This is a genomic window from Parapedobacter deserti, from assembly GCF_042646065.1.
GTDB classification, from domain to species: Bacteria; Bacteroidota; Bacteroidia; order Sphingobacteriales; family Sphingobacteriaceae; genus Parapedobacter; species Parapedobacter deserti.
The window spans coordinates 415,500-439,818 of sequence record NZ_JBHRTA010000009.1; the positions used below are offsets into that span (position 1 = coordinate 415,500).

The following is a 24,319-nucleotide window of genomic DNA, read 5'->3' on the forward strand; positions in this document are numbered from 1 at the left end:
TACAGGACTTACATATCCATGCAATTGTTACGGCTTTGATTTTAAGAACATTTTCGCACAACAGATGTTTAGCTAAGGAAATCGGTAAATATGGACGGATTTCGCCGCATATTAAAATTAAACTTCTATTTTTGTGTCCTCACTACTAATGGTGCCAGATGGTTAAAAAGATTAAACGCATCCTAATTGAATTGGCGAGTATTCATCGGTTTGTGATGCGTTTCTACCGGGAAGTCTTCCGGCCTCCCTACGAGTTTAAAGAGATTATCCGTCAGTGTTATGTCGTAGGATGGAAATCACTACCATTGATTACGCTTACAGGCTTTATTACAGGCATTGTATTCACCAACCAATCTCGCCCCTCTTTGGCCGAATTCGGTGCCACCTCATGGTTGCCTGCATTGATATCCATCGCAATCATCAGGGCATTGGCACCGTTGGTGACGGCGCTCATCGCTTCCGGCAAAGTTGGGTCGCAGATAGGTGCGGAACTGGGGTCGATGAAAGTAACCGAGCAGATTGATGCAATGGAGGTGTCAGGCACCAATCCGTTTAAGTTTTTGGTAGTTAGTCGTGTCTTGGCAACTACGATCAGTATTCCTATTTTGTCGTTTTATACCGCAGCAGTAGGTTTGTTCGGGGCCTATTTAAGCGTCAATCAGGTGGAAAACACCAGCTTCCGTGTATATTTTGATCAGGTCTTTGAAGCAGTCACTTACCTAGATATATTTTCATTGTTGCTTAAAGCAGTGGTATTTGGATTTACGATCGGCATCGTGGGCTGTTATCAGGGGTATCATTCATCAAAGGGAACGGAAGGCGTGGGAAGGGCGGCCAATTGGGCGGTGGTAATGTCCATGTTCCTCATATTTATTGAAGAAATATTAATCGTACAGATTATTCAGGCGATGCGCGCTTAAACAATGGGCAAGACAAGCGGAAATATCGATTACAATAAGCGGGTGATTACCGTGCAGCACGTCAGTAAGTCGTTCGGCGAGAACCATGTGCTACGCGGCGTCGACCTCGAACTATATAATGGAGAAAACCTAGTGGTACTGGGAAGGTCAGGTACCGGAAAATCGGTTTTGATCAAGCTGATATCTGGCCTTTTGCGACCAGATAGCGGCACTATCAAGGTCTTGGGAGAACATGTTGGCGAATTGAATGAGAAGCAGTTGCAACGGCTTCGGCTCAAAATCGGATTTTCTTTTCAAAGTAGCGCCCTGTACGATAGCATGACTGTGCGGGAAAATTTGGAGTTCCCTTTAGTACGCAATAAGCGGCATCTAACGCGTGCCGAAATCAATTATGAAGTTGAGGATGTGTTAGACGCCGTAGGGCTGCTGCAGACGATCAACCAGATGCCATCGGAATTATCAGGCGGCCAGCGTAAACGCATCGGTATTGCGCGTACGCTGATTCTACGACCCGAAATCATGCTTTATGATGAGCCGACAGCGGGGCTTGATCCCATAACTTGTATTGAAATCAACGGGCTTATTAATGAAGTTCAGGAGAAATACAAGACCTCTTCAATAATTATCACGCACGACCTAGCATGCGCAAAGAGTGTGGGCGACCGCATTGTGATGTTACTGGATGGTAAATTTGAAAGGCAGGGCAACTTCGATGAAATTTTTGACACGGATGACGAACGGGTAAAGCCGTTTTATGATTACAATTTTATAAGATAGACTTATGAGTGCTACAGAAAGTAAACGTTCGGTAATCGTGGGATTGTTTGTGCTGGTGGGCATAGCTATACTGGTTGCTGGCATTTTGGTGCTTGGTGGACAGCAGAACCGCTTTTCGAAAAATATTCACGTGTCTGCCGTTTTTAATGACGTGAGCGGGCTTAAGCCCGGCAACAATGTTTGGTTTTCCGGTGTAAAAATCGGGACGATCAAAAGCATTACATTCAAGAATCTTCAACAGGTTGAAATCGTGATGGCTATTGAAGAAAAATCGCGGGAATATATCAGAAAAGACGCTGTAGCCAAAATCGGGTCGGAAAGTTTTATCGGAAATAAGCTCATCGTAATTGAAGGAGGAAGCGGTGACGTGCCTCCTGTTGAGAGCGGCGATGTGTTGCAAGCGTCTGCTGACGAAGGGCTGGACGCGATGATGGCAACCTTGCAGACCAATAACAGAAATTTGGTGGAAATCACAGAGAACTTTGGCAAGGTGAGTGCCCGCCTTGCGCGGGGAGAGGGTACGTTGGGGGCATTAATCAGTGATTCTGCCATGGCCTTGGATATCAAGCGCATGATTCAACACCTGAACCAGACCACAGCCAACACGGCACAGGCATCGTCGGCCCTCAATCAATTGACGGCAAAGCTCAATCAAGAAGGCACACTCATTAACGATTTGCTGACCGATACCGTTATATATGCAAATCTTCAGGGCGCTGTTGCCCAACTACAGGGTATCACCCAGACGGCGTCTGCGTTAATGGTGAATTTGAACGAAGCCGCGACTAAGCTGGATGGCGAAAATAATGCGGTAGGTGTATTGCTCAACGATCCGGCAGCTGCTGAAAACATTCGGCAAACATTGCAAAATTTGGAGCAGAGCACCGAGAAGCTCGATCAAAATATGGAGGCATTGCAGCACAACTTTTTATTTCGGGGATTTTTCCGGCGGCAAGCACGGCAGGCAGAAAAAGAGACAAAATAACGTTGGTAACGGGGAGTACGAGCGTTGACTTTTCTAATGGTGTAATAATTCAGGCAGTTCAATAGCCTCCATTTCACCGTTATCGGTTATCGCAGTGAATCTCATAGGCACCACTTCATTTACCAATAGCGGGTCGTATGGCGTGCGCACCTTTATGTAATTTCGGCTGAAACCTTGCATGTATCCGTCTTTAATGTCCCCTTCAAAAAGCACTTCGCCCTTTTTACCCAATTGGTTTTCGTAAAACGCCCTGCGCTTTTTCTCTGAAAGTATATGCAGCATATTGCTACGTTCATTTCGTTGGGTTCCGGGTACGGCGCCCTCCATTTGCGCAGCGATCGTGTTTTCGCGCTCCGAATAGGTGAATACGTGCAGGTAAGTAACGTCGAGGTTATTAAGGAAATGATAGGTGTCTAAGAAATCTTCCAGCGTTTCTCCGGGAAAGCCGACAATAACATCAACACCGATGCAGCAGTCAGGCATCAGTGCCTTGATTTTTGCCACCCGGCTTGCATATAATTCCCTTTTGTAGCGTCGCCGCATCATTCCTAGTATCCTATTGGAGCCGGACTGTAATGGTATATGGAAGTGAGGAACAAAACGGCAAGACCGGGCTACAAATTCGATGATTTCGTCGCTAAGTAGATTGGGTTCAATAGACGATATCCGAAAACGATCTATCCTGTTTACACCATCTAGGGCTTTCACGAGATCGAAGAAACGTTCTTTACGCTCCCCTTCGCGTATTCCAAAGTCACCGATATTCACCCCTGTAAGCACAATCTCCTTTACACCAGAGGCCGCAATGCTTTCTGCTTGTTGCACAATATCGTGAATCGCTCCGCTTCGGCTAGCGCCCCTTGCCAACGGAATGGTGCAGAACGTGCAGGAGTAGTCACATCCATCTTGTACCTTGAGAAACGTGCGGGTGCGGTCACCTATCGAAAATGCAGAGACGAATTGATTAATTTCGCCAATCGGCGCATTATGTACAATTGCCTTGGGTTGTTTGGTCAAGTCATTGATATGGTCAACGATATTGAACTTTTCAGCAGCGCCCAAGACGAGATCTACGCCCGGGATTTGGGTAATTTCCTGAGGTTTCAACTGTGCATAGCACCCCACGACAACTATATATGCGTTTGGTGAGTGATTTAGGGCCTCCCGCACTACTTTTCGGCACTTTTTATCGGCATTGTCTGTGACTGAGCATGTATTGATCACATAGATGTCCGCCTGGGTGTTGAAGGGTTTCGTTTCATATCCTGCGTTCTGGAACACACGGCCAATGGATGATGTTTCTGAAAAATTCAGTTTACATCCTAAGGTATAAAAAGCGACTCTTCTGCTCATTTTCAATGGCAAAAATACGGGAAAAAGCACGAATAACCTAAAAAAAGAAAACCCGGCCGAAATAGCCGGGGATTGTGGGAAATACAGGGCTCGAACCTGTGACCCCTACCTTGTCGAGGTAGTGCTCTGAACCAACTGAGCTAATTTCCCTTGACGGGACAAAAATAGTGTTTTTTGCGGAGGCTACAAATGAATGTGTATTTTTGTGTTGATCCATTAAACTAAAATAACCGCCTTACTAAGGCGGTTATTTAATGAAATTGCTTTCGTAGGCTACAACCTGTTTCTGTCTCTGCCTAACGTATCGTCCATCAACGTGTCATTCATGGTGGTATCAGTGGGGGGGATGGGAGCCGCGGGGCTACCAAAGGTGGTCGTGTCATCGTTTCTTTGATTGTTCTGTCCTGTATTGTCACAGGATGCTAAAAATCCCACCACTACGAGGGCGATTGCTGATAATGTTACTTTTTTCATGTTACGAAGGTGTTTAGTTAAAAATATGCTATTAATATTGCTTGTGCTTTGTTATGTTTTTATTATACCTTAGGTAACATTTAAGCGGGGAAAAGGTTTTTTATAATCGTGTTGGGCTGGTGGAGTGCAACCTACGAAAGCTTGACACAAAGGTTCACATTCCTTTCTAATCTTTCTGGCGGTGCCATTTTGATATTGATGTTGATGTGAATTGAAAAAGTGAGGCGAAAAAAAACCTGACTTATTTATGCAATAAATCAGGTTTAGTGGTACCAGCTGGAATCGAACCAGCGACACAAGGATTTTCAGTCCTTTGCTCTACCAACTGAGCTATGGTACCCTTCCGCAGTCAACGATATCGTTGTTTTGGGACTGCAAATGTAGCGCCTTTTTTTATTTCCGAAAACTTTTTTCAAAAAATTTTTCCTTTAGCAGACCAAAACGCTGATTGCGTTGAGGATAAAATGACATGGCAGGAACATGGCCATAATAAAAATAGCCGTATCTTTGCATTTTATTAACAGCAATGAGTAAGAGAGGTAGAGTTTTGGTGGCTATGAGCGGTGGCGTGGACAGCTCGGTCGCCGCTGTGATGCTGCATGAGCAGGGATATGAGGTGATTGGACTGACGATGAAGACATGGGACTATGCTTCGTCCGGAGGCGGGTCGTCGAAGGAAACCGGTTGTTGTAGCTTGGACAGCATCAATGACGCACGCGCATTAGCCGTATCCTACGGATTTCCGCACTATATTTTGGATATTCGGGGAGAATTTGGTGACTTCGTTATTGACAATTTTGTTGATGAATACCTAGCTGGCCGTACACCTAACCCGTGTGTACTTTGTAATACGCATATCAAATGGGAAGCGCTGCTTAAACGGGCGGATAAGCTCGACTGTGAATTCATCGCAACGGGGCATTATGCCAACATCCGGCAGCAGGACAACAGCCGTTATGTGATTTCGAAAGGCCGAGACACCCACAAAGACCAGTCATATGTACTGTGGGGTGTATCGCAGGAAAACCTCGCGCGTACCCAATTCCCGCTGGGCCGCTATACGAAGGCCGAAATTCGACAAATGGCGGCCGAAATGGGGCAGTTAGAGCTGGCTAATAAGTCGGAAAGCTACGAGATTTGTTTTGTGCCAGATAACGACTACCGTGCATTCCTCCGAAACCGTGTACATAACATTGATGAACGGATAGGACCTGGAAACTTTGTACTTGCTGATGGTACTGTGGTTGGCCAGCATCAAGGTTATCCTTACTATACGGTAGGCCAGCGCAAGGGCCTCGGCATTGCATTGGGACGACCAGTCTTCGTTACTCAACTATTGCCGGAAAGCAATACTGTGGTGTTGGGTGATGAGCATGAACTGCAGCGGCAGGAGGCTTTCGTGAAAAATGTGAATCTTGTGAAATACGCATCTATTGAGCAGCCGATGGAGGCCGTTACGAAAATTCGTTATAAGGACGCTGGTATGACCAGCACCATTGCCCAGGTGGGTGAAAAGATTAAAGTTGACTTCCACCATGTTGTAAAGGGAATAGCTCCGGGGCAATCCGCTGTATTTTACGAAGGGGACGATTTGCTTGGCGGCGGTTTTTTGATGTGAGGCGATTAACTAAGCAACCGTGGAAGTGGTTAATAAAGTGAGTTGTTCAACAAACAATAAGCAAAAGGCTTCATATGAGAAGCCTTTTGCTTGGTGATCTGCCGATCGGGCGGTTTTAAATTTTCCCTATCAATTCAACCAGGTCAACCAGTTTGTTGGAATACCCCCACTCGTTGTCGTACCAGGAAACGACCTTCACGAAGTTGTCATTAAGTGAAATCCCCGCTTTCGCGTCGAAAATCGAGGTGCGCGTATCGCCCAGAAAATCTTGGGATACCACGTCATCTTCGGTATAGCCGAGAATGCCTTTCAATTCACCTTCGGAGGCTTCCTTGAAAGCTTGTTTGATTTCCTCATAGCTGGCAGGCTTTTCAAGGCGGACCGTCAAGTCTACCACAGAAACGTCTGCAACCGGTACACGGAACGACATACCGGTCAATTTTCCTTTTAATTCGGGCAATACCAATCCGACAGCTTTGGCGGCACCGGTTGAGGAGGGGATGATGTTTTGATAAGCACCCCGGCCTCCACGCCAATCTTTAACCGATGGGCCGTCTACGGTTTTCTGTGTGGCAGTAACCGCATGGATTGTGCTCATTAGCCCTTCAACGATGCCAAACTTGTCATTCAGCACTTTAGCCAATGGCGCCAGGCAATTGGTTGTGCAGGAGGCGTTCGACACAATGGTTTGATCTGCTTTCAGTTCTTTGTGGTTTACTCCCATCACAAAAGTTGGCGTGTCATCCTTTGCAGGTGCAGACAACACGACCTTCTTCGCTCCGGCATCGATATGTTTTTGTCCAGCTTCCTTGGTTAAAAAAAATCCGGTACATTCGAGAATCACCTCAGCGCCGATGTCGCCCCATTTTAAGTTCGCCGGATCTTTTTCTGCCGTAACCCGGATGGTTTTGCCATTGACGACCAGATTGCCGTCTTTTACATCCACAGTGCCGTCAAATTTGCCATGGGTCGAATCATATTTCAGCATGTAAGCCATGTAATCGGGGTCTACCAAATCGTTTATCCCAACAATCTCAATACCCGGGCGGTTTACCGCTGCCCTAAATGCCAAACGACCAATGCGGCCGAATCCATTGATTCCAATTTTCATGTTTATTAGTTTTTATTTATATAGTACTTCAATAAATTATGTATTGGCTCTTTGATCACTGTACTGATTGTTATACCGTATCGGCTTGCTACCTCTCGCAGCCATTCCTCATAACCCGCGGCCACGCTTCCTGTAAAATTAACGGTCATACCAGGGTATTGTTTCGTGAGCGGCAGTATGTAGGTTTCGATATAAAGTTTAAAGCCATGAAGGATTATTTTTTTGACAAAACGGTGTTTGTGGTTTTCCATCACGAAATCTGCAAACGACGTCAAGAATAGTGTCGGGTTTGCCTGATTGTATACCTTATCCAAAATCATCTTCCGGTCCATCGGATACCTATCGGAAAATTTTTCGCGTAGGTCGTCGGGCATGATTTCAGTAAGAAAGCTCTTTAACAGCATTCGGCCAATCCAATTGGCGGAACCTTCATCGGCCAGGATGTATCCCAAGCCGAAGTTATTGTCTACAGTCTTTTTTCCATTGAAGTAAGCAGCATTAGAGCCGCTACCCAATATACCAATCAGTCCCTTTCCATCTCCGAACGTGGAAAGAGCAGAGGCTTTGACGTCGTGGTCTACCGTGACCTTCGCGTTGACGAAAAATTGCCGGAAAACTAAGGCTATTTTCTCCTTTCGTTCGGCGGAAGATGAGCCGGCACCAAAAAAATATATCCTTTTGATTTGTTCGGCATAGTTAATTAGGTTGTTGTTTTTGTTTAGCAGTTGCAGAATAAAGCGTTCGTCGTGCAGGTACGGGTTGATTCCCATCATACGGAAACCGGTGACGATTTTTCGCCGGTCTGCCAGCCGCCAGTCTGAAAATCTCGAACCGCTGAAAACAACCGCAATCATATCGATAAAACTTCCATCATTTCAAGCATGTCCTCACTCAATTTGAACACCTTTTTGTTCAACACCTCCTCAAGGGAGGTGGTCTTAATCTCATTTCCCCGCAGCCCCACCATTACCCTTGTTTCACCGGCCAGCAGGTACCTGACAGCAGCAAAACCAAGCCTACTGGCCAGTACACGATCGAAGCTACTGGGGGATCCCCCTCGTTGAAGATGGCCGAGTATGGTGACTTTGGTGTCGTAAAAGTCGAACCTTGCTTTGACCTCCTTAGCCACATTGTAAGCGCCTCCATTTTCTTCCCCCTCTGCTACAATAACGATTGTAGAGGATTTTTTGCTGTTAGCCGCATCCTCCAATTGGTTGCACAGCTCTTTAATGCCTGTCGATTTTTCCGGCAGCAATATCGCCTCTGCGCCACCAGCAATTCCTGCGTTCAAGGCGATGCAGCCAGAGTCGCGGCCCATTACCTCTACAAAAAATAGGCGGTCATGTGAAGCGGCCGTGTCCCGTATTTTGTCTATGGCTTCGATGACAGTATTGGTCGCAGTGTCGTAGCCCAGCGTGAAATCAGATCCATACAAGTCGTTATCTATCGTGCCGGGGATGCATATCACGGGGATGTCGTGCTCGCGGGAAAAGATTTCAGCACCGGTAAAAGTACCGTCCCCACCAATAGCGATGAGCCCATCAATGCCGGCTGCTTTGATATTGTCATATGCCTGTTTCCTTCCCTCTGGCGTACGAAACGCTTGGCATCGAGCTGTTTTGAGAATGGTGCCGCCCAACTGGATGATGTTGCTCACGGAGCGGCTATTCATCTCCTGAAAATTAGCGTCGATCATCCCTTGATAGCCATGATATATGCCTACCACAGATTTGCCGGCATGTAGAGCGGTCCGTACCGCTGCTCGTATGCATGCGTTCATGCCGGGGGCATCGCCGCCTGAGGTAAATATTCCGACTTTTGTTATGCGTTGCACTTTTCTAATAGTTATCTTTGTAAATTAGCAGCACGAATATAGTGTGTATTTGTTACACTATCGAAATTTTCAAGAATATTTTTTTATACTTGAAAGGTTTAAGTGAGCAAATTTAGTAAAAATTGGTCAATTAATAAACAAATAATCAAAGCTTTGCAAGCAAATTTACCACATTTACAGTCCACATTTACTGCAGATTGCGTTATTTTTGGGTTCCATGAAGGGGAATTAAAAGTCCTGTTGATCGAACGCAATGAATATCCGTTCAAAGGGTGGTGGGCGCTCCCCGGATTTTTTGTAGAGCATAACGAAACCATAGATGATGCCGTGAAGCGTATTTTGTATGAGCATACCGGCCTTCGGGGCATTTACATGGAGCAGCTATATACGTTTGGCGATTTGAGAAGGCATCCCCAAGGGCGCATCATCACGGTAGCATATTATGCTTTGGTTCGTTTGGATGATCTTAAAAGCCAACCTGAGCCGGTGACAGACTACGCAAAGCAGGCCGTATGGCATCCGCTGAATGATCTTCCTGAGCTGGCTTTCGACCATCAGCATATTATCGAAAAAAGCATTCTGAAGGTAAGACGTAAAATAAGTTATAGCCCCATCGCTTTTGAACTGCTGCCTGAAAAATTTACGCTTACCCAATTGCAACAGCTCTATGAGGCCATATGGGGCCGCAAGTTAGACAAGCGGAACTTCCGGAAAAAGATGTTAAATTATAACATTTTAAAAGAACTTCCGGAATTTCAGCGCGGCGTGTCCTACCGCGCAGCGCGCTTATATAAACTCGACAAGCGAAAATATGCTAGGGTCTTCCAAAACGAACTGACTTTTTCCAGATAACCGATATTATTCTATTCAGATCAATAATTCTTGCGATATCCACTGCCATAGGGCTGTCACCATACGCTTGTTCCTTTGCACAGCGGATTGTAAACGCCGTGTCATAAGAAGGGGGCATGCTTAGAAAAGCCAAATTTTACTTTGGTATATAATATTGATGTTTTACTTTTGACCGATTTTTAAAAATAGTCAAACAGTAAAATGGTACAAATCGGATGACAGACGATAAGCAGGATCAGATTTTAAACGCAGCATTACGGCGGTTTTCTCATTTTGGTATTGCCAAAACCTCCATGAGCGAGATCGCCGAAGATTTGAAGTTGTCAAAAGCCAATCTGTATTATTACTTCCCAGACAAGTTCTCGTTAATAGAAGCGATCGCTTATCGAATTATCGAAGAAACCGAAATTGTGGTTAAACAGGCGTTTGAAACAATCCCCGATACATTGGGCTTACTCATCCGGATGCTGGACATCAAGAAAGAGTATCTCGAAAAGTATTACATGCTTGTTCTCGACCTTCATGAAATGAATATGAATGACGAGCGATGGCTGAAATTGTTCAAACAGCTGTTTCAACGTGAACTGGATACGACGGCGAGGATATTTGAGAATGGAATAAAACGTAACGAACTTGTAACATTTGATGTTTCTGCTACGTCTGAACTATACGTTTCCGTGATGCGGGGCTTGACTATGTTTTGTAACCACACCACGCCGCACGCGATCATTAACAAGGATGAATTGTACCGTATTATCGAGAAGCAAAAACGCGCTGCCACCGTCTTTATCAATGGCATCAGAAATAACGATAGAAGCAATTTAAATGAATAATTCAACGATGAATATACGATTAATTTTAGTAGCCGTATTTATTGGTCTATGGGCAAATCTCTCGGCCCAAGAGGTGTTGACCTTGAAGGATGCGCTGAATTACGCCTTGAATAACAGCGAAGCAGTGCGTAAAGCTCGTCTCGAAATCGAAAATGGCAAACACGTTGTAGCTGAAACTAGGGCTTCTGCATTACCTCAGATTGAAGCGGTCAGTACGCTGACTAACAATTTGCTGGTTCAGCAGTTCGTCTTGCCTGCCGAATTCATGGGAGGAACTCCCGGGGAATTTATTGCCATAGCGGCAGGTCAAACTTGGAATGCCATGTCACAGGTGCAATTGAATCAGCAAATATTTAATCAACAGGTTTTTACTGGCTTAAAAGCGGCAAGAAGTTCGGCAGAATACTTTCGCATCGCCGCTCAACTGGCCGAGGAAAACCTGATCCAACAGGTGGCCACTAACTATTATCAGGTGATCATCACACGGCAACAACTGCAGGTGATCGATGCAAATATTGAACGGGTATCCCAATTAGAGACGACTACAAGCTCCCAATACGAGCTAGGTTTGGCCAAAAAGATTGATCTTGATCGGATAAAGGTAAATAAAAGCAATTTGCTTGCCCAACGAGAACAATTGGTATATGCAATAACGCAACAGCAGAACTTGCTCAAATACTATATGGGCATGCCGATTGCACAGGAAATTGTCATTCCGGGCACTGAAGCGGAACGCTTGGAGCGCGAAGCTGTGGCTAGTTTGGAAGATGGAGACTTCCGCGTAGAGCGGTTGCTCGATTTCCAAGTGTTGAAAAAACAGGAAGAACTCCTTGGTTTGCAGCGCAAAGCGTATCTGGCTGAATATTATCCTACCTTATCGCTGAGCGGCAACTACATGTATAATACACAGAGTGACAGGTTCAATCTTTATACGCCCCGGGCGCTGTCATTTGACATGTCGGCGGTGACGCTAAACCTCCGCATCCCGATTTTCGACGGGCACGCAAGACGGTCCAGGGTTAGGCAGGCTGATGTTGAATTGCAAAAAATTCACGAAGACCTGAGGAGCACGTCAAACGCATTGACTATGGCTTACGAAAATGCCAAGATACAGATTAAGAATAGCCTGAACACGATCGAAACGCAACGCACAAATAAGGAATTCGCCGAAGAAGTGTTCAACAGTACCCAAAACAACTATCAAAACGGGTTGGCCAGTCTAACCGATTTGCTCACCGCCGAAACGGACTTGGTAGTCGCGCAGAACAGCTATAATGAGGCTTTGCTGAATTACAAAGTTGCGCAAATCGAACTGGTCAAGTCAAACGGACAAATCAAATCACTGGTAAACGAATAATCATCATCAATTTAACATATGAAACGAATCATCATTACCATCGTTGTTGTTGTAGGAGTACTCGCTCTTATCGGATGGGTTTTAACGAATAACAAGAAAGAAAACGAGGCGAAAACGGCCGTTGTGGCAGAGAGCGGAGGCGCCATCGTAGTGAAGGCTGCTGAGGTGCGTAAGGAGCCGATCGTACTGGACTTCTCAACAAATGGGAATTTTGCGGCAAATCAAGACCTCACCTTGCTTTCCGAAGTAAGCGGCAGAGTGACTCGCATTTTAGTTAACGAAGGTTCAAGGGTGAGCAGGGGACAGGTGCTGGCGTTGGTCGATCCAGAAATCTTGAGTCTGGATAAGCAGGTTGCCGAAGACGCCTTGCAGAAGCTTAAGACAGATTACGAACGATATAAAAGTTCTTTCGAAACGGGTGGCGTAACCAAAGCGCAGCTGGATGATATTGAACTGCAGTTGAGGAATGCGGAAATAAGACTTGCACAAGCAAATCGCAGGGTGCAGGATGCAAGCATAAAAGCGCCGATCAATGGGATCATCAATCGCCGCGATATCGAGGTGGGCGCATACCTGTCGCCAGGAACTGAATTGTTTGAAATTGTCGATTTATCTCGGCTGAAGCTGAACGTAAGAGCCAATGAAAGTCAGGTAGTCAATCTCAAGGTGGGAGATCAGGTGACCATTACAAGCTCAGTGTTTCCAGATAAGGAATTTAACGGTACGGTGAGCTTCATTGCCGCGAAGGCCGACAATTCGTTAAATTACCCCGTGGAAATTACGGTTGACAATAGTAGGGATACGGAGTTGAAAGCCGGTATGTATGGCACAGCTCATTTTAGGTTTCCCCAGCAGGAGCCGGCCATATTGATTCCGCGCAGCGCATTCATAGGTGGCGTTAACAGCAATCGCATCTATGTGCTGAGTAAGGATACTACGGCCATACCCCGTGAGGTGGTTGCAGGCAGAATTTTTGGCGAGCAGGTGGAAATACTGAAAGGAATTGAGGAAGGTGAAACCGTCATCACCAGCGGTCAGATCAACCTGTCTGAAGGTGCAAAGGTGCAACCTCAGGATTAATGTGGATTTTATATCTTATCTAACATGAAGATAGCAGAAATATCGATTAAACGCCCATCCATTGTCATCGTGGTCTTCACTGCGCTGACGCTGCTGGGTATCATGAGCTACTTCTCGTTGAATTACGAGTTGCTTCCCAAATTTTCGCCCAGCGTGGTGTCCGTTACCACCATTTATCCAGGTGCCTCACCCAGCGAAGTGGAGAATACGGTCACCAAAAAAATAGAAGACGCGGTCGCCTCGATGGAGAACATCAAGAAGCTCGACGCCACATCTTTCGAAAGTTTGTCGATGGTCGTCATCGAGCTCAATAGCGGCACTGACGTAGACTATGCCCTGAACGATGCACAACGGAAGGTGAACGCGATCTTGTCTGACTTGCCAGACGACGCAGAGGCTCCTTCGCTGGCGAAATTTTCTATGGATGACCTTCCAATCCTATCGCTGGCTACCACGGCCAACATGGATGATGCTGCGTTCTACGATCTTATTGACAAGCGTGTCCAACCTGTACTTTCGCGAGTACCGGGGGTGGCACAGGTTAACCTTATCGGTGGTCAGGAACGCGAGATTCAGGTGAGTATCAATGCGTCTAAGCTGCAAGGCTACGGCTTGTCTATTCTGCAAGTGCAGCAAGCGATTCTAACGTCCAACCTGGATTTCCCTACTGGAAGTGTAAAAACGCAAAACCAGGATATTTTGGTGCGCTTAGCGGGAAAATATAAATCGGTGGACGAGTTGCGCAACTTGGTCGTCGCTACGACGCCCACCGGCGGGCAAATACGTATCCGCGATATCGCCGATGTGCAAGATGCACAAAAGGATGTGGAGAAAATTGCCCGAGTGGACCAAAAGAGTGCCTTGCTTTTGCAGGTGCTGAAGCAATCGGATGCCAACGCCGTGGAAGTAAGCCGTGGCACACAGGAGATCATCGCTAACTTGATGAGGGCCTATCAAAACGAGGGGTTGAATATTGAGGTAGCTAACGACAGTTCTACTTATACACTGGAATCGGCTAATGCCGTTATCTTTGACCTGTTTTTGGCTGTGCTATTAGTAGCGGTGGTGATGCTTTTCTTCCTCCATAGCCTGCGTAACGCGGTAATTGTAATGGTGGCCATCCCTGTCTCCCTAATCGCTACATTCATCGGCATCAACCTTTTTGGCTTTACACTGAACCTCATGTCGCTGTTGGGCCTTTCGCTGGTGGTGGGTATCTTAGTGGACGATGCCATCGTAGTGATTGAGAACATCTACCGCCATATGGAGATGGGCAAAAATAAAGTAAGGGCATCGTTTGACGCGGCAAAGGAGATTGGGTTTACCGTTATTTCCATTACTATGGTCATTGTGGTGGTGTTCCTCCCCATTGCTGTCAGTACAGGTATGGTGTCCGATATCCTGCGGGAATTTTGCGTTGTAGTCGTGATCGCTACTTTGCTCAGCCTTGTAGTATCATTTACCATAGTGCCGTTACTCACTTCTCGCTTTGGGAAGCTGGAGCGGGTTTCTAACCGTACGATCTTCGGTCGGTTTATCTTATGGTTCGAAAACCAATTACACCGGTTTACCCGTTGGGTGACCGACGTGTTGAAGTGGTCGCTCAACCATAAGGCTATTACGCTGACGGTCGTCACGCTGCTGTTGTTTGCTTCATTTGGCTTGTTGGCCGGCGGCTTCATCGGCGGAGAGTTCTTTGCTCAGGGCGACCGCGGTGAGTTTTTGGTCCAGATAGAAATGCCCAAGGATGCTTCCATCGAACAGACCAACCACATGACGCGTAGGGCTGAGGAATTTTTGAGTTCCAAACCGGAGGTTGTTTCGCTCATCGCAACCGTCGGGCAGTCCAGCGATGGTTTTGCCGGCACTCAGGCCACGACCTACAAATCTGAGATCACGGTTAGGTTAGTCGGCCGAGAAGAACGGGAAGACCCCAGTAATATTTACGCCGCCAAATTAAAGCGGGAGATGGAAAAAATATTGGTGGGCGCAAAGATCAAGACCGTCCCCATCAGTATCGTCGGCTTTGCTGAACAAGCACCCTTGGAAATGGTGGTGATGGGGTCTGATCTGGACAGTGTGTTGACTTATGCTGAGGGTATTCTTGACCGGCTTCGCAAAATTCCGGGAACTTCCGAAGCAAAACTTTCCGTTGAAGGCGGTACGCCAGAGATCACGGTGGAAGTTGACCGCGACAAAATGGCGGCTCTCGGATTAAATCTGCAGACCGTGGGTGCAACCATGCAGACCGCGTTCAACGGCAATACCGACGGAAAATACCGTTCGGGTGAGTATGAATACGATATCAATATCCGTTTTGACGATTACGACCGTAAGAATGTGGACGACGTAAGTAACCTTCAGTTTGCCAACGATAGGGGGGAACTGATACGGTTGTCGCAGTTCGCCATGATACGCGAAGGCTCAGGGCCAAGCCAGTTGGAGCGGCGAGATAAGAGTACTTCGGTAAAAGTGCAATCGCAGGTCGTTGGCCGTCCGGTGAGCGCCATCGCCGCGGACTTGGAAAGCCAGTTGCCAGATATTCACACTCCTGGTGGTGTAAGCTACGTTTGGAGTGGGGATATGGAGCAACAGTCGGAAGGATTTGGTACGCTGGGTATCGCCTTGCTGAGCTCCATCCTGCTGGTGTATTTCATTATGGTGGCATTATATGACAGCTTCGTATATCCGTTTGTGGTGATGTTTTCCATTCCCCTGTCCATCATCGGTGCGCTATTGGCGTTGGCACTTACCAACAACACATTGAATATCTTTACCATTCTCGGGTTGATTATGTTGATTGGTTTGGTTGCTAAAAACGCCATCATACTGGTCGACTTCACCAACCACCTTAAGGCGGAAGGGAAATCGACTCGAGAGGCACTGATATTGGCTAACCAAGCTCGCTTGCGGCCTATTTTGATGACCACCATTGCGATGGTATTCGGGATGTTGCCCATCGCAATAGCTACCGGTCCAAGCGCCGAGTGGAAAAACGGCCTAGCATGGGTGATCATTGGCGGGTTGATCAGTTCGTTGTTCCTGACGCTCATTGTCGTTCCGGTAATGTACCAAATCATGGACAACATTCTTCACCGTTTGGGGCTGGATAAGAAAGGCCGCCCGATTAGTGAACTCATGATTGAGGAGTATGTGCACAAGGAAGTGAAAGAGTATGAGGACGAGCCGGTATAAAGATCCGACACATGGATGACTCGATTTAATATGTTTTACTTGTCCCGGGTGTTTTCACTCGGGACTATTCTTTTCGCTATGTGCCTTGTTTATCTTACCAAGGTTACCTAAGTTTGCCAAAATTTAGCCAGTTATGATGAAAACCCTGCTTAAGCGTTTTGAGGAAAAGCTCCCCGAAGTTGTGTTTGAATGGAAGGACCCTGAGACCGAAGCGGAAGGCTGGGTGGTCATCAACTCACTGCGTGGTGGCGCGGCGGGTGGTGGCACCCGCATGCGGGTGGGATTGGACAGAAACGAAGTAGAATCTCTGGCAAAAACCATGGAAGTGAAGTTTACTGTGTCTGGACCTCCTATCGGCGGCGCTAAATCTGGCATCAACTTCGATCCCTCAGATCCTCGTAAACAGGGCGTACTGGAACGGTGGTATAAGGTGGTCACTCCGCTCCTCAAGAATTATTACGGTACCGGGGGAGACTTAAATGTGGATGAAATTCATGAAGTCATTCCGATCACAGAAAACTATGGCCTTTGGCACCCGCAAGAGGGCGTACTTAGTGGGCATTTCAATGTCCGTGAAAATGAGCGGATACATCAGATCGGACAGTTGCGTTACGGGGTGTCGAAGGTTTTGGAAGACCCGGCATATACACCTGACTTGAAGCGCAAGTATAAAGTGGCTGATATGATTACCGGATTCGGCGTGGCCGAATCGATTAAGCATTATTATGCGCTTTTTGATGGCGAGGTTGCTGGCAAGCGCGCCATAATCCAGGGATGGGGCAACGTCGCGGCCGCAGCTGGCTATTACTTGTCACAGATGGGAGTGCGGATTGTCGGCATTCTAGACAGGGCGGGGGGTGTCATAAACGAACTGGGTTTTGATGCAGAAACTATTCAGCAACTTTATATCAATCGTAAGGGCAACAGCTTATGTGATGATCGCCTGCGGCCCTTTGACGAGGTGAACGATAAAATATGGGATGTTCCCGCTGATATATTTGTTCCGGCAGCAGCCTCCCGGCTGGTTTCAAAGGACCATGTAGCCCGATTGGCTGCTCATGGGCTGGAAGTAATCTCATCAGGCGCGAATGTGCCTTTTGCTGATCGAGAGATTTTTTACGGGCCCGTTATGGAATACGTAGACCAGCGGCTATCACTGATTCCCGACTTTATTGCCAATTGCGGCATGGCAAGGGTGTTCGCTTATTTAATGAACCGAAACGTGGAAATGAGCGATGATGCGATCTTCTCTGATGTTTCCAACGTCATTTTTGGCGCGCTGGCAAACATCCGTAGGCTATCTCCTGCCAAAACGAATGTCTCTTCACGGGCCTATGAAATTGCGCTAAAAGGGCTAGTATAGCAAACAGTTACTAACATTTGCACCCGTTGTGGATATTTTTTGTCTGCCAGCGGCCATGAAATCTGTGTATCTTTACCCGATAAACGGGAGGATGACCATGAAGCAATACCTGGATTTAATGCGCCATGTATATGAAAACGGTGTAGACAAAGAAGATCGGACAGGAACAGGCACACGCAGCGTTTTTGGATACCAGATGCGGTTAGACCTCAAGGCGGGCTTCCCGCTGGTAACCACCAAAAAGGTACACCTTCGTTCCATTATTCACGAATTGATCTGGTTTCTCCGCGGCGAAACCAACATTCGTTATTTAAAGGAAAACGGGGTTAGCATCTGGGATGAGTGGGCAGATGAGGCAGGAAACCTGGGCCCGGTATACGGCTCGCAATGGCGATCGTGGCCAACGCCTGACGGCCGCCATATCGACCAAATCGAGCAGGTCATCCATTCATTGAAAACGAATCCTGATTCACGCCGTATTATCGTATCGGCATGGAATGTAGCTGAAATCAGCCATATGGCGCTTCCGCCATGCCATGCATTCTTCCAGTTTTATGTTGCTCCTGCAGATCCCCGGAAAGGAAATAATAAGCCGCAGCTTTCGTGCCAATTATACCAACGCAGTGCAGACATATTCCTCGGCGTTCCGTTCAATATCGCGTCGTACGCGTTGCTTACCATGATGGTAGCCCAGGTTTGCGATATGGAGGCAGCGGATTTTATTCATACATTTGGCGATGCTCATCTCTACAGGAACCATTTTGAGCAGGTGGAGCTGCAATTGAGTCGGGAGCCACGGCCGTTGCCCATGATGACTCTTAATCCTTCCGTTACCGACATCTTTGCATTTAAATATGAAGATTTTGAATTGACGGATTACCACCCACACCCACACATCAAAGCGCCGGTGGCAGTTTAAACCCTAGCGAGCGATGAAGAAATCATTTCTATCTATTATTGTAGCTGCAGCTGAAACTGGTGCCATCGGTAAGGATAACCAACTTCTGTGGCACCTGCCAAATGACCTCCGGTTTTTTAAACAGACCACTACGGGGCATGCAGTCATCATGGGGCGGAAAACTTACGAGTCTGTGGGTAAGCCGTTGCCCAACCGTCGAAATATTGTTGTAACCCGGCAGCGCGACTATGCCATTGAAGGTGCGGAGGTCGTGAACACACTGGATGAAGCGTTGGGCCGTAGTATGAATGAAGAGGAGGTGTTTGTGGTGGGTGGCGCAGAAATCTACAAGCAAGCGCTGCCGTTGGCTGAGCGGATTTACCTTACCAGGGTTCATGCCACCATTGAAGGTGATGTATATTTTCCCGAACCGGACGAGAATGAATGGAGGCTTAAAGCAGCCACTCACTGCAACCCGGATGAGCGCCATGCCTATGGGTATACGTTTATGGTTTATGAACGGAAATAGCTGATCTGCATGTAATTCTCTAATTTATGACCATGACACCGATGTCCGGCATAGCGAGAAGGCGAATTCTCCGCGACCGTTTCTTTTTTGTACTTAAGCTGGGGTTGTGGGCGGCCATCGCTTACTCGTTTGCCGCCGCTGACGAATTTTACCGCGAATACCCACGTTTTAACCGGATAGCTTATGGTGTCAACACGTTTTTGACCGGCAGCATCCTTATTTCCATTGGACGGTTTGTTTTTATTTCGCTTTACCGGAGAAGAAAAAAGAAAAGCGATCGTGTAAGAGGTAACTATGTTTTAGGTATTAGCCAAATCGCTACGATACTAAATGTTGCTTTCGGCATAATCGGCCTCATGCTTGTATTTGGAATCAACCCCGTTGACTTTCTGACCAGCATTACCATCGTTGCCATGGCTTTTGCGCTGTTGTTCAAGGATTATATCACTAATATGATCAGCGGGCTCCTAATTATGTTTTCTGATCAATTTACCATTGGTGATAATGTACTGATCGGCGAGCATAAGGGCAAAATTATGGATATCACGTTGGCCAACATCATGGTGAAGAATGAAGACGATGATGTAGTGCTGATACCCAATAATACCGCGTTTACGGCTAACATCATCAACCAATCGCTACAAAACTCAAAGAAACTTTCCTTAGACTTCGAACTTCCGCTGGCACATTCATACAACCAAGAGGCGCTGATGAGAAGTCTGGAAGCGGTCGTTGTGCGATATGCCAATCATATCGTTGCTGGCAGTTTTCAGTTCAAAGTAGTGGGCGTCGGTAAGGACATGGTGCAATACAGGTTGCAGTTTTTTACCACAAAACGCGATAGTAATCTGCGTAAGCAAATCCGAAATGATCTCTACCTTCAGGTCATAGCTTATGACGCCGGGCAGGCTGCTTATGAAAAAGGCAACTAAACTTTCCTGATTTTAACACTTTTTATAAAATGGTGGCTGCCTTTTTCGAGAATAAGGTCCGCGCGGAAGCGTGTGGGTAGGATATTTTTCAGCAGATTCGGTTTGTTTATCTCGTCCCAGATACTGGTAGCCATCGCCGCACTTTCGCTTTCACTCAAGCTGGCATAACGATGGAAATACGATTCGGGATTCTGGAAGGCTGTTTTGCGCAGCCATTCGAACCGTTGCACGTACCATTGCACCAAATTGTCCGGATCTGCGTCGACGTAAATGGAGTAATCAAAAAAGTCGGAGACGAAGACTTGCGGCCCGCGGTTTTTACCCCTTACATTTACTTGTAACACATTGATGCCCTCTACAATCAGTATATCAGGCTGTGTCACCCATTGTTGTGTGTTAGGCACAATGTCATAAACCAGGTGCGAGTAAACCGGAGCAGATACCGATTCTTTCCCGGATTTGATGTCCGACAAAAAGTTTAGCAGCCGCCGTGTGTCGTAGCTTTCCGGAAATCCTTTGCGATTGAGTATTCCTTTCGATTCAAGGTAATGGTTAGGATGGAGAAACCCATCTGTCGTGATAAGGTCTACCTTGGGGCTTCCCGGGGCAAGTGACAGCACTTTTTGCAATACTCTCGCCGTCGTACTCTTTCCAACAGCCACACTCCCCGCGATACCGATGATAAAGGGAAGGCGCTTGCTTTGGTTGTTAAAGAAGGCATTTGCATTATGATGTAGTTGGCGATAGCTATCGATATGAAGCTGGAGCAGATGACTCAACGGAAAGTATACCTCCTGGATCTCGAGCATGGTTAGCGGCTCGTTCAGTGCATTCAGCTTATGGATGTCATCTTCCGCAATCGGGTATGACAGGCGGCCATTGAGTTCTTTCCATTCTTCTCGCGTAATGTGGCGGAATGGAGAGTATGCAATACCGTTGTCTGTTTTGACCATGCCGATAGGGGTTGGTGGTGGCTGCAAACTTAGTAAAAAAGTTTAAAGTATCCCTTTAAGTATAAGTTCTCCGGTGGCCGGATTAGTAGCCAATGGCACATTGTAAACATCGCATACCCGCATAAGCATCTGGATGTCGGGCTCGTGAGCATGCTTACCCAGCGGATCTCGAAAAAAGATGATTGCGTCGATTTTTCCCTCGGCAGCTAAAGCGGCGATCTGTGCATCGCCACCCTTCGGTCCACTGAGTTTCAGTTCAACATCAAGTCCCGTTTGTCTGATGTATGAACCCGTGGTGCCCGTGGCCACCAGTTTGATAAGGCTCAATCGCTCCTTATGGTCTTTTACAAATCCCACCATTTCCGGTTTTCTTCCATCGTGGGCGATGAGCGCAATTGTTTTTTGTTCCATGGGGTAATTGGATGTTAATTGTGATTTTTAGCTTTATACCTTACGATTCAATTCGGTCTATCCTCCCTTTGCCGATAAAAACCGCCAGGGGTTTCTCTGATGGTCGTTTCCTTTTTGGTTAACCAGCTTAGTGACCATCCGGTTGAGCAGGTCGTCATTTTCACTGACCATCCGGTCGCCAAGTGCAATTAATTTCTGGATATTGCCGTGGCTTGCTGCGTCAAGTTCCTCACGAATGCTGTGGAGATTAGCGGGTTCTATCCGGATGTATTGCGTCTCCTTTCCTGTAGATTTGTACAACTGTTGAAGAAAAAAGTCACTACTTTCCGCAGCTCCGCTCATCATGATGTCGATTAGCGCTGGCCCAATGGACACCGCGCGGCTGTTTTTGAAGTACTCGTAATCGTAGGCTTTCCTGGATCGACCGGTACCCAGCGAAAAGACGGAAATGTCATCGATTTTCGTTTCGTTGAATGCCTTTGTCACTTCTACCATTGCGCTCATCGACGGATTCGGCGCAAATACGCCACCATCAAGTAGGGGATAGCGGGTACCACTCATTGAATAAATTTCCGCCACGCTGAAATAAGTAGGTGCGGCTGAAGTAGCCCGGCAAACGTCGCGCAGATAAAAGTCGCGCGAATCGCCCCGTACGATTGCGGTCTGTTGCCTGAAAAAGTGTGTTTTCCGAAGCTCTATGTTATAAGCGGTGACGATGCAGGGTTTAAGGAGCTGGCTGAGTTTAATGTCCGCAAAATACGTCTGTAACACGAGTTCTAATGTAGCGCTGGGGTACCGTTCGCTTGTGAGGCCAAACTTAGCTAAGAGCCGTCTGAAGAAGCCAGCCTTAAAGATGTCACTGCCATGGGCGACATAGAGGTCCAAAGCGTCCTGTGCTGAAAATTTGGGGCGCGAAGGGTCACGCTCATCGGGGCAGAGTAGCAAGCAGATAAGAATGCCTCCCGTGCTTGTTCCAGCAAAAAAATCGAAATAATCTACAATCGCAGCGTTTGGATTGCCACTTATGCGTTTCAATCGCCGTTCCAATGCTACCAGCAGCATCCCTGGAATGATTCCACGGATTCCGCCTCCGTCTATCGAGAGGATTTTCTTCATCATTAACGCTTTGGTGGTAAAAATAGGTTTTTTCCAATAAAGTTTAAGGAGCAGCTTAGGCAAGCCTTGTATAGGTGTGACCATTTTTTCTTTCGGTGATGATCTGCGAGTGTTGTGGGTATTTGTTTTGATTATTTAATTGCCATTGTCGGTATTTTTGTTGTTGTTTCTCGTTTTTGTTGTTTTTCTAGTTTATTTCAGTAATTTGATCACTTTTTAGCTTGTTAGGTGGCAAAATTTTTATAACATTTATGCACGTATTGTTATAAACACAAAAATATTTGTATTTATTTTTAAAAATTTGGATATTTATCTGAATTTTATTACCATATTTGTCTATGGTATTCTAAAAACTTGTGCTTTTAAGTGTTTAACATAATTTTTGGTTTTTATGATTTCGCTTTTTTCTGTTTTTTTTAGGTTTGATGGAATTTTACTATTGGGTGCGGGCCTGCCGTTAACCGAAATAGCTCAGCCGACGGGTAGTGGGTCGGTAGCTGATGCAATATTTACCACAAACAACGTCTGGATGATGGTGGCTACGGCGTTGGTTTTTATCATGCATTTGGGGTTTGCTTGTGTAGAAGCCGGGTTCACCCAAGCAAAGAATACGGTTAATATTTTATTTAAAAATACATTAACACCGGTATTAGGGATAGTGACTTACGCAATGATCGGGTTTGCGTTGATGTATCCAGGATTGTTTAACGGTTTTCTTGGTTTTAATAAGGAGAGCTGGCATTTAATATGGCTAAATTCCGGAGCGGCTGATACCTCTGCCGGTTATGCGGACGGCGGGTACACATTTTGGACCGACTTTCTGTATCAGGCGATGTTCGCGGCCACTGCGGCTACTATCGTATCCGGTGCTGTCGCCGAACGTATAAAGCTGTCCGCATATTTGACATTCACACTGGTTTACGTGGCGATCGTATATCCGATCATAGGAAGCTGGAAATGGGGCGGTGGCTTTTTGGATGAGCTCGGTTTCGTCGATTTTGCGGGTTCCACCATCGTGCATTCGGTAGGTGGGTGGGGCGCCCTCGTCGGCATTTGGCTGCTCGGACCGCGTATTGGTAAGTATAACAACGGAAAAACGAGCGAGATTGCCGGATCATCGGTTCCTTTAGCTACCATTGGTGTGTTTCTGCTTTGGTTAGGTTGGTTCGGATTCAACGGCGGATCGGTGCTTTCTGCAGACCCAGGCACCGTATCTCTTGTATTAGTGACAACCACAATGGGTGCGTGTGGCGGCGCGATCGGCGGGCACTTTACCAGTATGGCCGCTATGAAGCGGATCGATTTCGGGATGGTGCTGAACGGGGTGCTCGCTGGATTGGTAGGAGTGACCGCCGGAGCAGACATTATTACGCCTTTAGCGGCTTTTTTCATCGGTGGAGTCGCCGGTATTTTGGTCGTGTTCTCGGTCATCCTGCTGGATAAGCTGAAACTTGACGATTGCGTAGGTGCGGTGTCGGTACACCTGACTTGCGGAGTGTGGGGTACGCTTGCCACAGGAATTTTCGGAGAAGGCGCGTCCTTCATAGCACAGCTTTATGGAGTGCTGGCGTGCGGAGCGGCGGCTACTATCGGCGCGTTTGTCATTTTTTACATTCTTAAAGTTACGGTTGGTCTGCGGGTTGATCCACACTTAGAAAAGCATGGGCTTGATAGTGAAGAACATGGGATACGAGGGTATACCATCCTGCTCGAAAAATAGAGCAGGGG

The 24,319-nt window shown here is 46.8% G+C and carries 22 protein-coding genes and 2 tRNA genes; 14 read left to right on the top strand and 10 right to left on the bottom strand.

The features are described from left to right. Window positions 1–158 precede the first annotated feature (158 nt). The 3 genes from ACFOET_RS05200 to ACFOET_RS05210 are packed head-to-tail and all read left to right on the top strand — an operon-like array spanning window position 159 to window position 2,682. Window positions 159–920, top strand: coding sequence for an MlaE family ABC transporter permease (locus tag ACFOET_RS05200; protein ID WP_379020285.1), 762 nt, complete (start codon window positions 159–161; stop codon window positions 918–920). A 3-nt stretch (window positions 921–923) separates the two neighbouring features. Then, complete coding sequence (locus ACFOET_RS05205; RefSeq protein WP_379020287.1) at window positions 924–1,697, top strand: ABC transporter ATP-binding protein; 774 nt, start codon at window positions 924–926, stop codon at window positions 1,695–1,697. A gap of 4 nt (window positions 1,698–1,701) precedes the next feature. Beyond that, a complete protein-coding gene (locus tag ACFOET_RS05210) occupies window positions 1,702–2,682 on the top strand; it encodes an MlaD family protein (RefSeq protein WP_379020289.1) in 981 nt (326 codons plus the stop codon). Window positions 2,683–2,715: 33 nt separating this feature from the next. On the opposite strand, the gene mtaB is transcribed toward ACFOET_RS05210, so the two are convergent. The 4 genes from mtaB to ACFOET_RS05230 form a co-directional block, all read right to left on the bottom strand. Further along, window positions 2,716–4,035 carry a tRNA (N(6)-L-threonylcarbamoyladenosine(37)-C(2))-methylthiotransferase MtaB gene (mtaB, locus tag ACFOET_RS05215; protein WP_379020291.1) on the bottom strand — a complete coding sequence of 440 codons (1,320 nt, stop codon included), beginning with the start codon at window positions 4,033–4,035 and terminating at the stop codon, window positions 2,716–2,718. Between the two features lie 75 nt (window positions 4,036–4,110). After that, window positions 4,111–4,185 (bottom strand) — tRNA-Val (locus tag ACFOET_RS05220). 123 nt (window positions 4,186–4,308) lie between these two features. Next, window positions 4,309–4,509 (bottom strand): hypothetical protein, encoded by a 201-nt coding sequence (locus ACFOET_RS05225; protein WP_379020293.1) that lies wholly within the window; start codon window positions 4,507–4,509, stop codon window positions 4,309–4,311. A 267-nt stretch (window positions 4,510–4,776) separates the two neighbouring features. Continuing rightward, window positions 4,777–4,849: transfer RNA gene (locus ACFOET_RS05230), tRNA-Phe, on the bottom strand. Window positions 4,850–5,035: 186 nt separating this feature from the next. Between ACFOET_RS05230 and mnmA the strand changes: the two genes are divergently transcribed. After that, window positions 5,036–6,127: a tRNA 2-thiouridine(34) synthase MnmA gene (gene mnmA, locus ACFOET_RS05235; protein ID WP_379020295.1), complete on the top strand. Its 1,092-nt coding sequence runs from the start codon at window positions 5,036–5,038 to the stop codon at window positions 6,125–6,127. 115 nt (window positions 6,128–6,242) lie between these two features. Here mnmA and gap read toward each other — a convergent pair whose 3' ends face one another. Genes gap through pfkA form a run of 3 tightly spaced genes read right to left on the bottom strand, consistent with a single transcriptional unit; the run spans window position 6,243 to window position 9,072 of the window. Further along, window positions 6,243–7,238 carry a type I glyceraldehyde-3-phosphate dehydrogenase gene (gene gap / locus ACFOET_RS05240; RefSeq protein WP_379020297.1) on the bottom strand — a complete coding sequence of 332 codons (996 nt, stop codon included), beginning with the start codon at window positions 7,236–7,238 and terminating at the stop codon, window positions 6,243–6,245. 5 nt (window positions 7,239–7,243) lie between these two features. Further along, on the bottom strand, window positions 7,244–8,092 hold the full coding sequence (locus ACFOET_RS05245; protein ID WP_379020299.1) for a hypothetical protein: 849 nt from the start codon (window positions 8,090–8,092) through the stop codon (window positions 7,244–7,246). Next, the gene (pfkA, locus tag ACFOET_RS05250; protein ID WP_379020301.1) at window positions 8,089–9,072 is read right to left on the bottom strand and encodes a 6-phosphofructokinase; all 984 of its coding nucleotides are present in this window, start codon (window positions 9,070–9,072) and stop codon (window positions 8,089–8,091) included. Before pfkA ends, ACFOET_RS05245 begins: the two co-directional genes overlap by 4 nt. A gap of 153 nt (window positions 9,073–9,225) precedes the next feature. Here pfkA and ACFOET_RS05255 point away from each other — a divergent pair, with 153 nt between their 5' ends. From ACFOET_RS05255 to ACFOET_RS05295, 9 genes are all read left to right on the top strand, one after another. Further along, a complete protein-coding gene (locus tag ACFOET_RS05255) occupies window positions 9,226–9,924 on the top strand; it encodes an NUDIX hydrolase (protein WP_379020303.1) in 699 nt (232 codons plus the stop codon). Between the two features lie 215 nt (window positions 9,925–10,139). Continuing rightward, entirely contained in the window at window positions 10,140–10,757 is a 618-nt protein-coding gene (locus ACFOET_RS05260) for a TetR/AcrR family transcriptional regulator (RefSeq protein WP_379020305.1), read from the top strand. Between the two features lie 7 nt (window positions 10,758–10,764). Beyond that, window positions 10,765–12,114, top strand: a complete 1,350-nt coding sequence (locus ACFOET_RS05265) for a TolC family protein (RefSeq protein ID WP_379020307.1) — start codon at window positions 10,765–10,767, stop codon at window positions 12,112–12,114. A gap of 18 nt (window positions 12,115–12,132) precedes the next feature. After that, complete coding sequence (locus ACFOET_RS05270) at window positions 12,133–13,194, top strand: efflux RND transporter periplasmic adaptor subunit (RefSeq protein WP_379020309.1); 1,062 nt, start codon at window positions 12,133–12,135, stop codon at window positions 13,192–13,194. 24 nt (window positions 13,195–13,218) lie between these two features. Further along, on the top strand, window positions 13,219–16,389 hold the full coding sequence (locus ACFOET_RS05275) for an efflux RND transporter permease subunit (protein WP_379020311.1): 3,171 nt from the start codon (window positions 13,219–13,221) through the stop codon (window positions 16,387–16,389). A gap of 133 nt (window positions 16,390–16,522) precedes the next feature. Continuing rightward, window positions 16,523–17,752: a Glu/Leu/Phe/Val dehydrogenase dimerization domain-containing protein gene (locus ACFOET_RS05280; protein WP_379020313.1), complete on the top strand. Its 1,230-nt coding sequence runs from the start codon at window positions 16,523–16,525 to the stop codon at window positions 17,750–17,752. A gap of 97 nt (window positions 17,753–17,849) precedes the next feature. Continuing rightward, window positions 17,850–18,671 (top strand): thymidylate synthase, encoded by an 822-nt coding sequence (locus tag ACFOET_RS05285; RefSeq protein WP_379020381.1) that lies wholly within the window; start codon window positions 17,850–17,852, stop codon window positions 18,669–18,671. A 13-nt stretch (window positions 18,672–18,684) separates the two neighbouring features. Then, on the top strand, window positions 18,685–19,179 hold the full coding sequence (locus ACFOET_RS05290) for a dihydrofolate reductase (RefSeq protein WP_379020315.1): 495 nt from the start codon (window positions 18,685–18,687) through the stop codon (window positions 19,177–19,179). A 26-nt stretch (window positions 19,180–19,205) separates the two neighbouring features. Next, window positions 19,206–20,111, top strand: a complete 906-nt coding sequence (locus ACFOET_RS05295; protein WP_379020317.1) for a mechanosensitive ion channel family protein — start codon at window positions 19,206–19,208, stop codon at window positions 20,109–20,111. Here ACFOET_RS05295 and coaA read toward each other — a convergent pair. From coaA to ACFOET_RS05310, 3 genes are read right to left on the bottom strand one after another with little or no spacing between them, the layout of a single operon-like run. Beyond that, a complete protein-coding gene (gene coaA, locus ACFOET_RS05300; protein WP_379020319.1) occupies window positions 20,108–21,064 on the bottom strand; it encodes a type I pantothenate kinase in 957 nt (318 codons plus the stop codon). The two genes, ACFOET_RS05295 and coaA, sit on opposite strands and share 4 nt — an antisense overlap. 42 nt (window positions 21,065–21,106) lie before the next feature. Beyond that, window positions 21,107–21,475, bottom strand: a complete 369-nt coding sequence (locus ACFOET_RS05305; protein WP_379020321.1) for a methylglyoxal synthase — start codon at window positions 21,473–21,475, stop codon at window positions 21,107–21,109. A gap of 57 nt (window positions 21,476–21,532) precedes the next feature. Next, window positions 21,533–22,594, bottom strand: coding sequence for a patatin-like phospholipase family protein (locus tag ACFOET_RS05310; RefSeq protein WP_379020323.1), 1,062 nt, complete (start codon window positions 22,592–22,594; stop codon window positions 21,533–21,535). A 556-nt stretch (window positions 22,595–23,150) separates the two neighbouring features. On the opposite strand from ACFOET_RS05310, the gene ACFOET_RS05315 reads away from it, so the two are divergent. Beyond that, on the top strand, window positions 23,151–24,311 hold the full coding sequence (locus ACFOET_RS05315) for an ammonium transporter (RefSeq protein ID WP_379020383.1): 1,161 nt from the start codon (window positions 23,151–23,153) through the stop codon (window positions 24,309–24,311). Window positions 24,312–24,319: the final 8 nt, after the last annotated feature.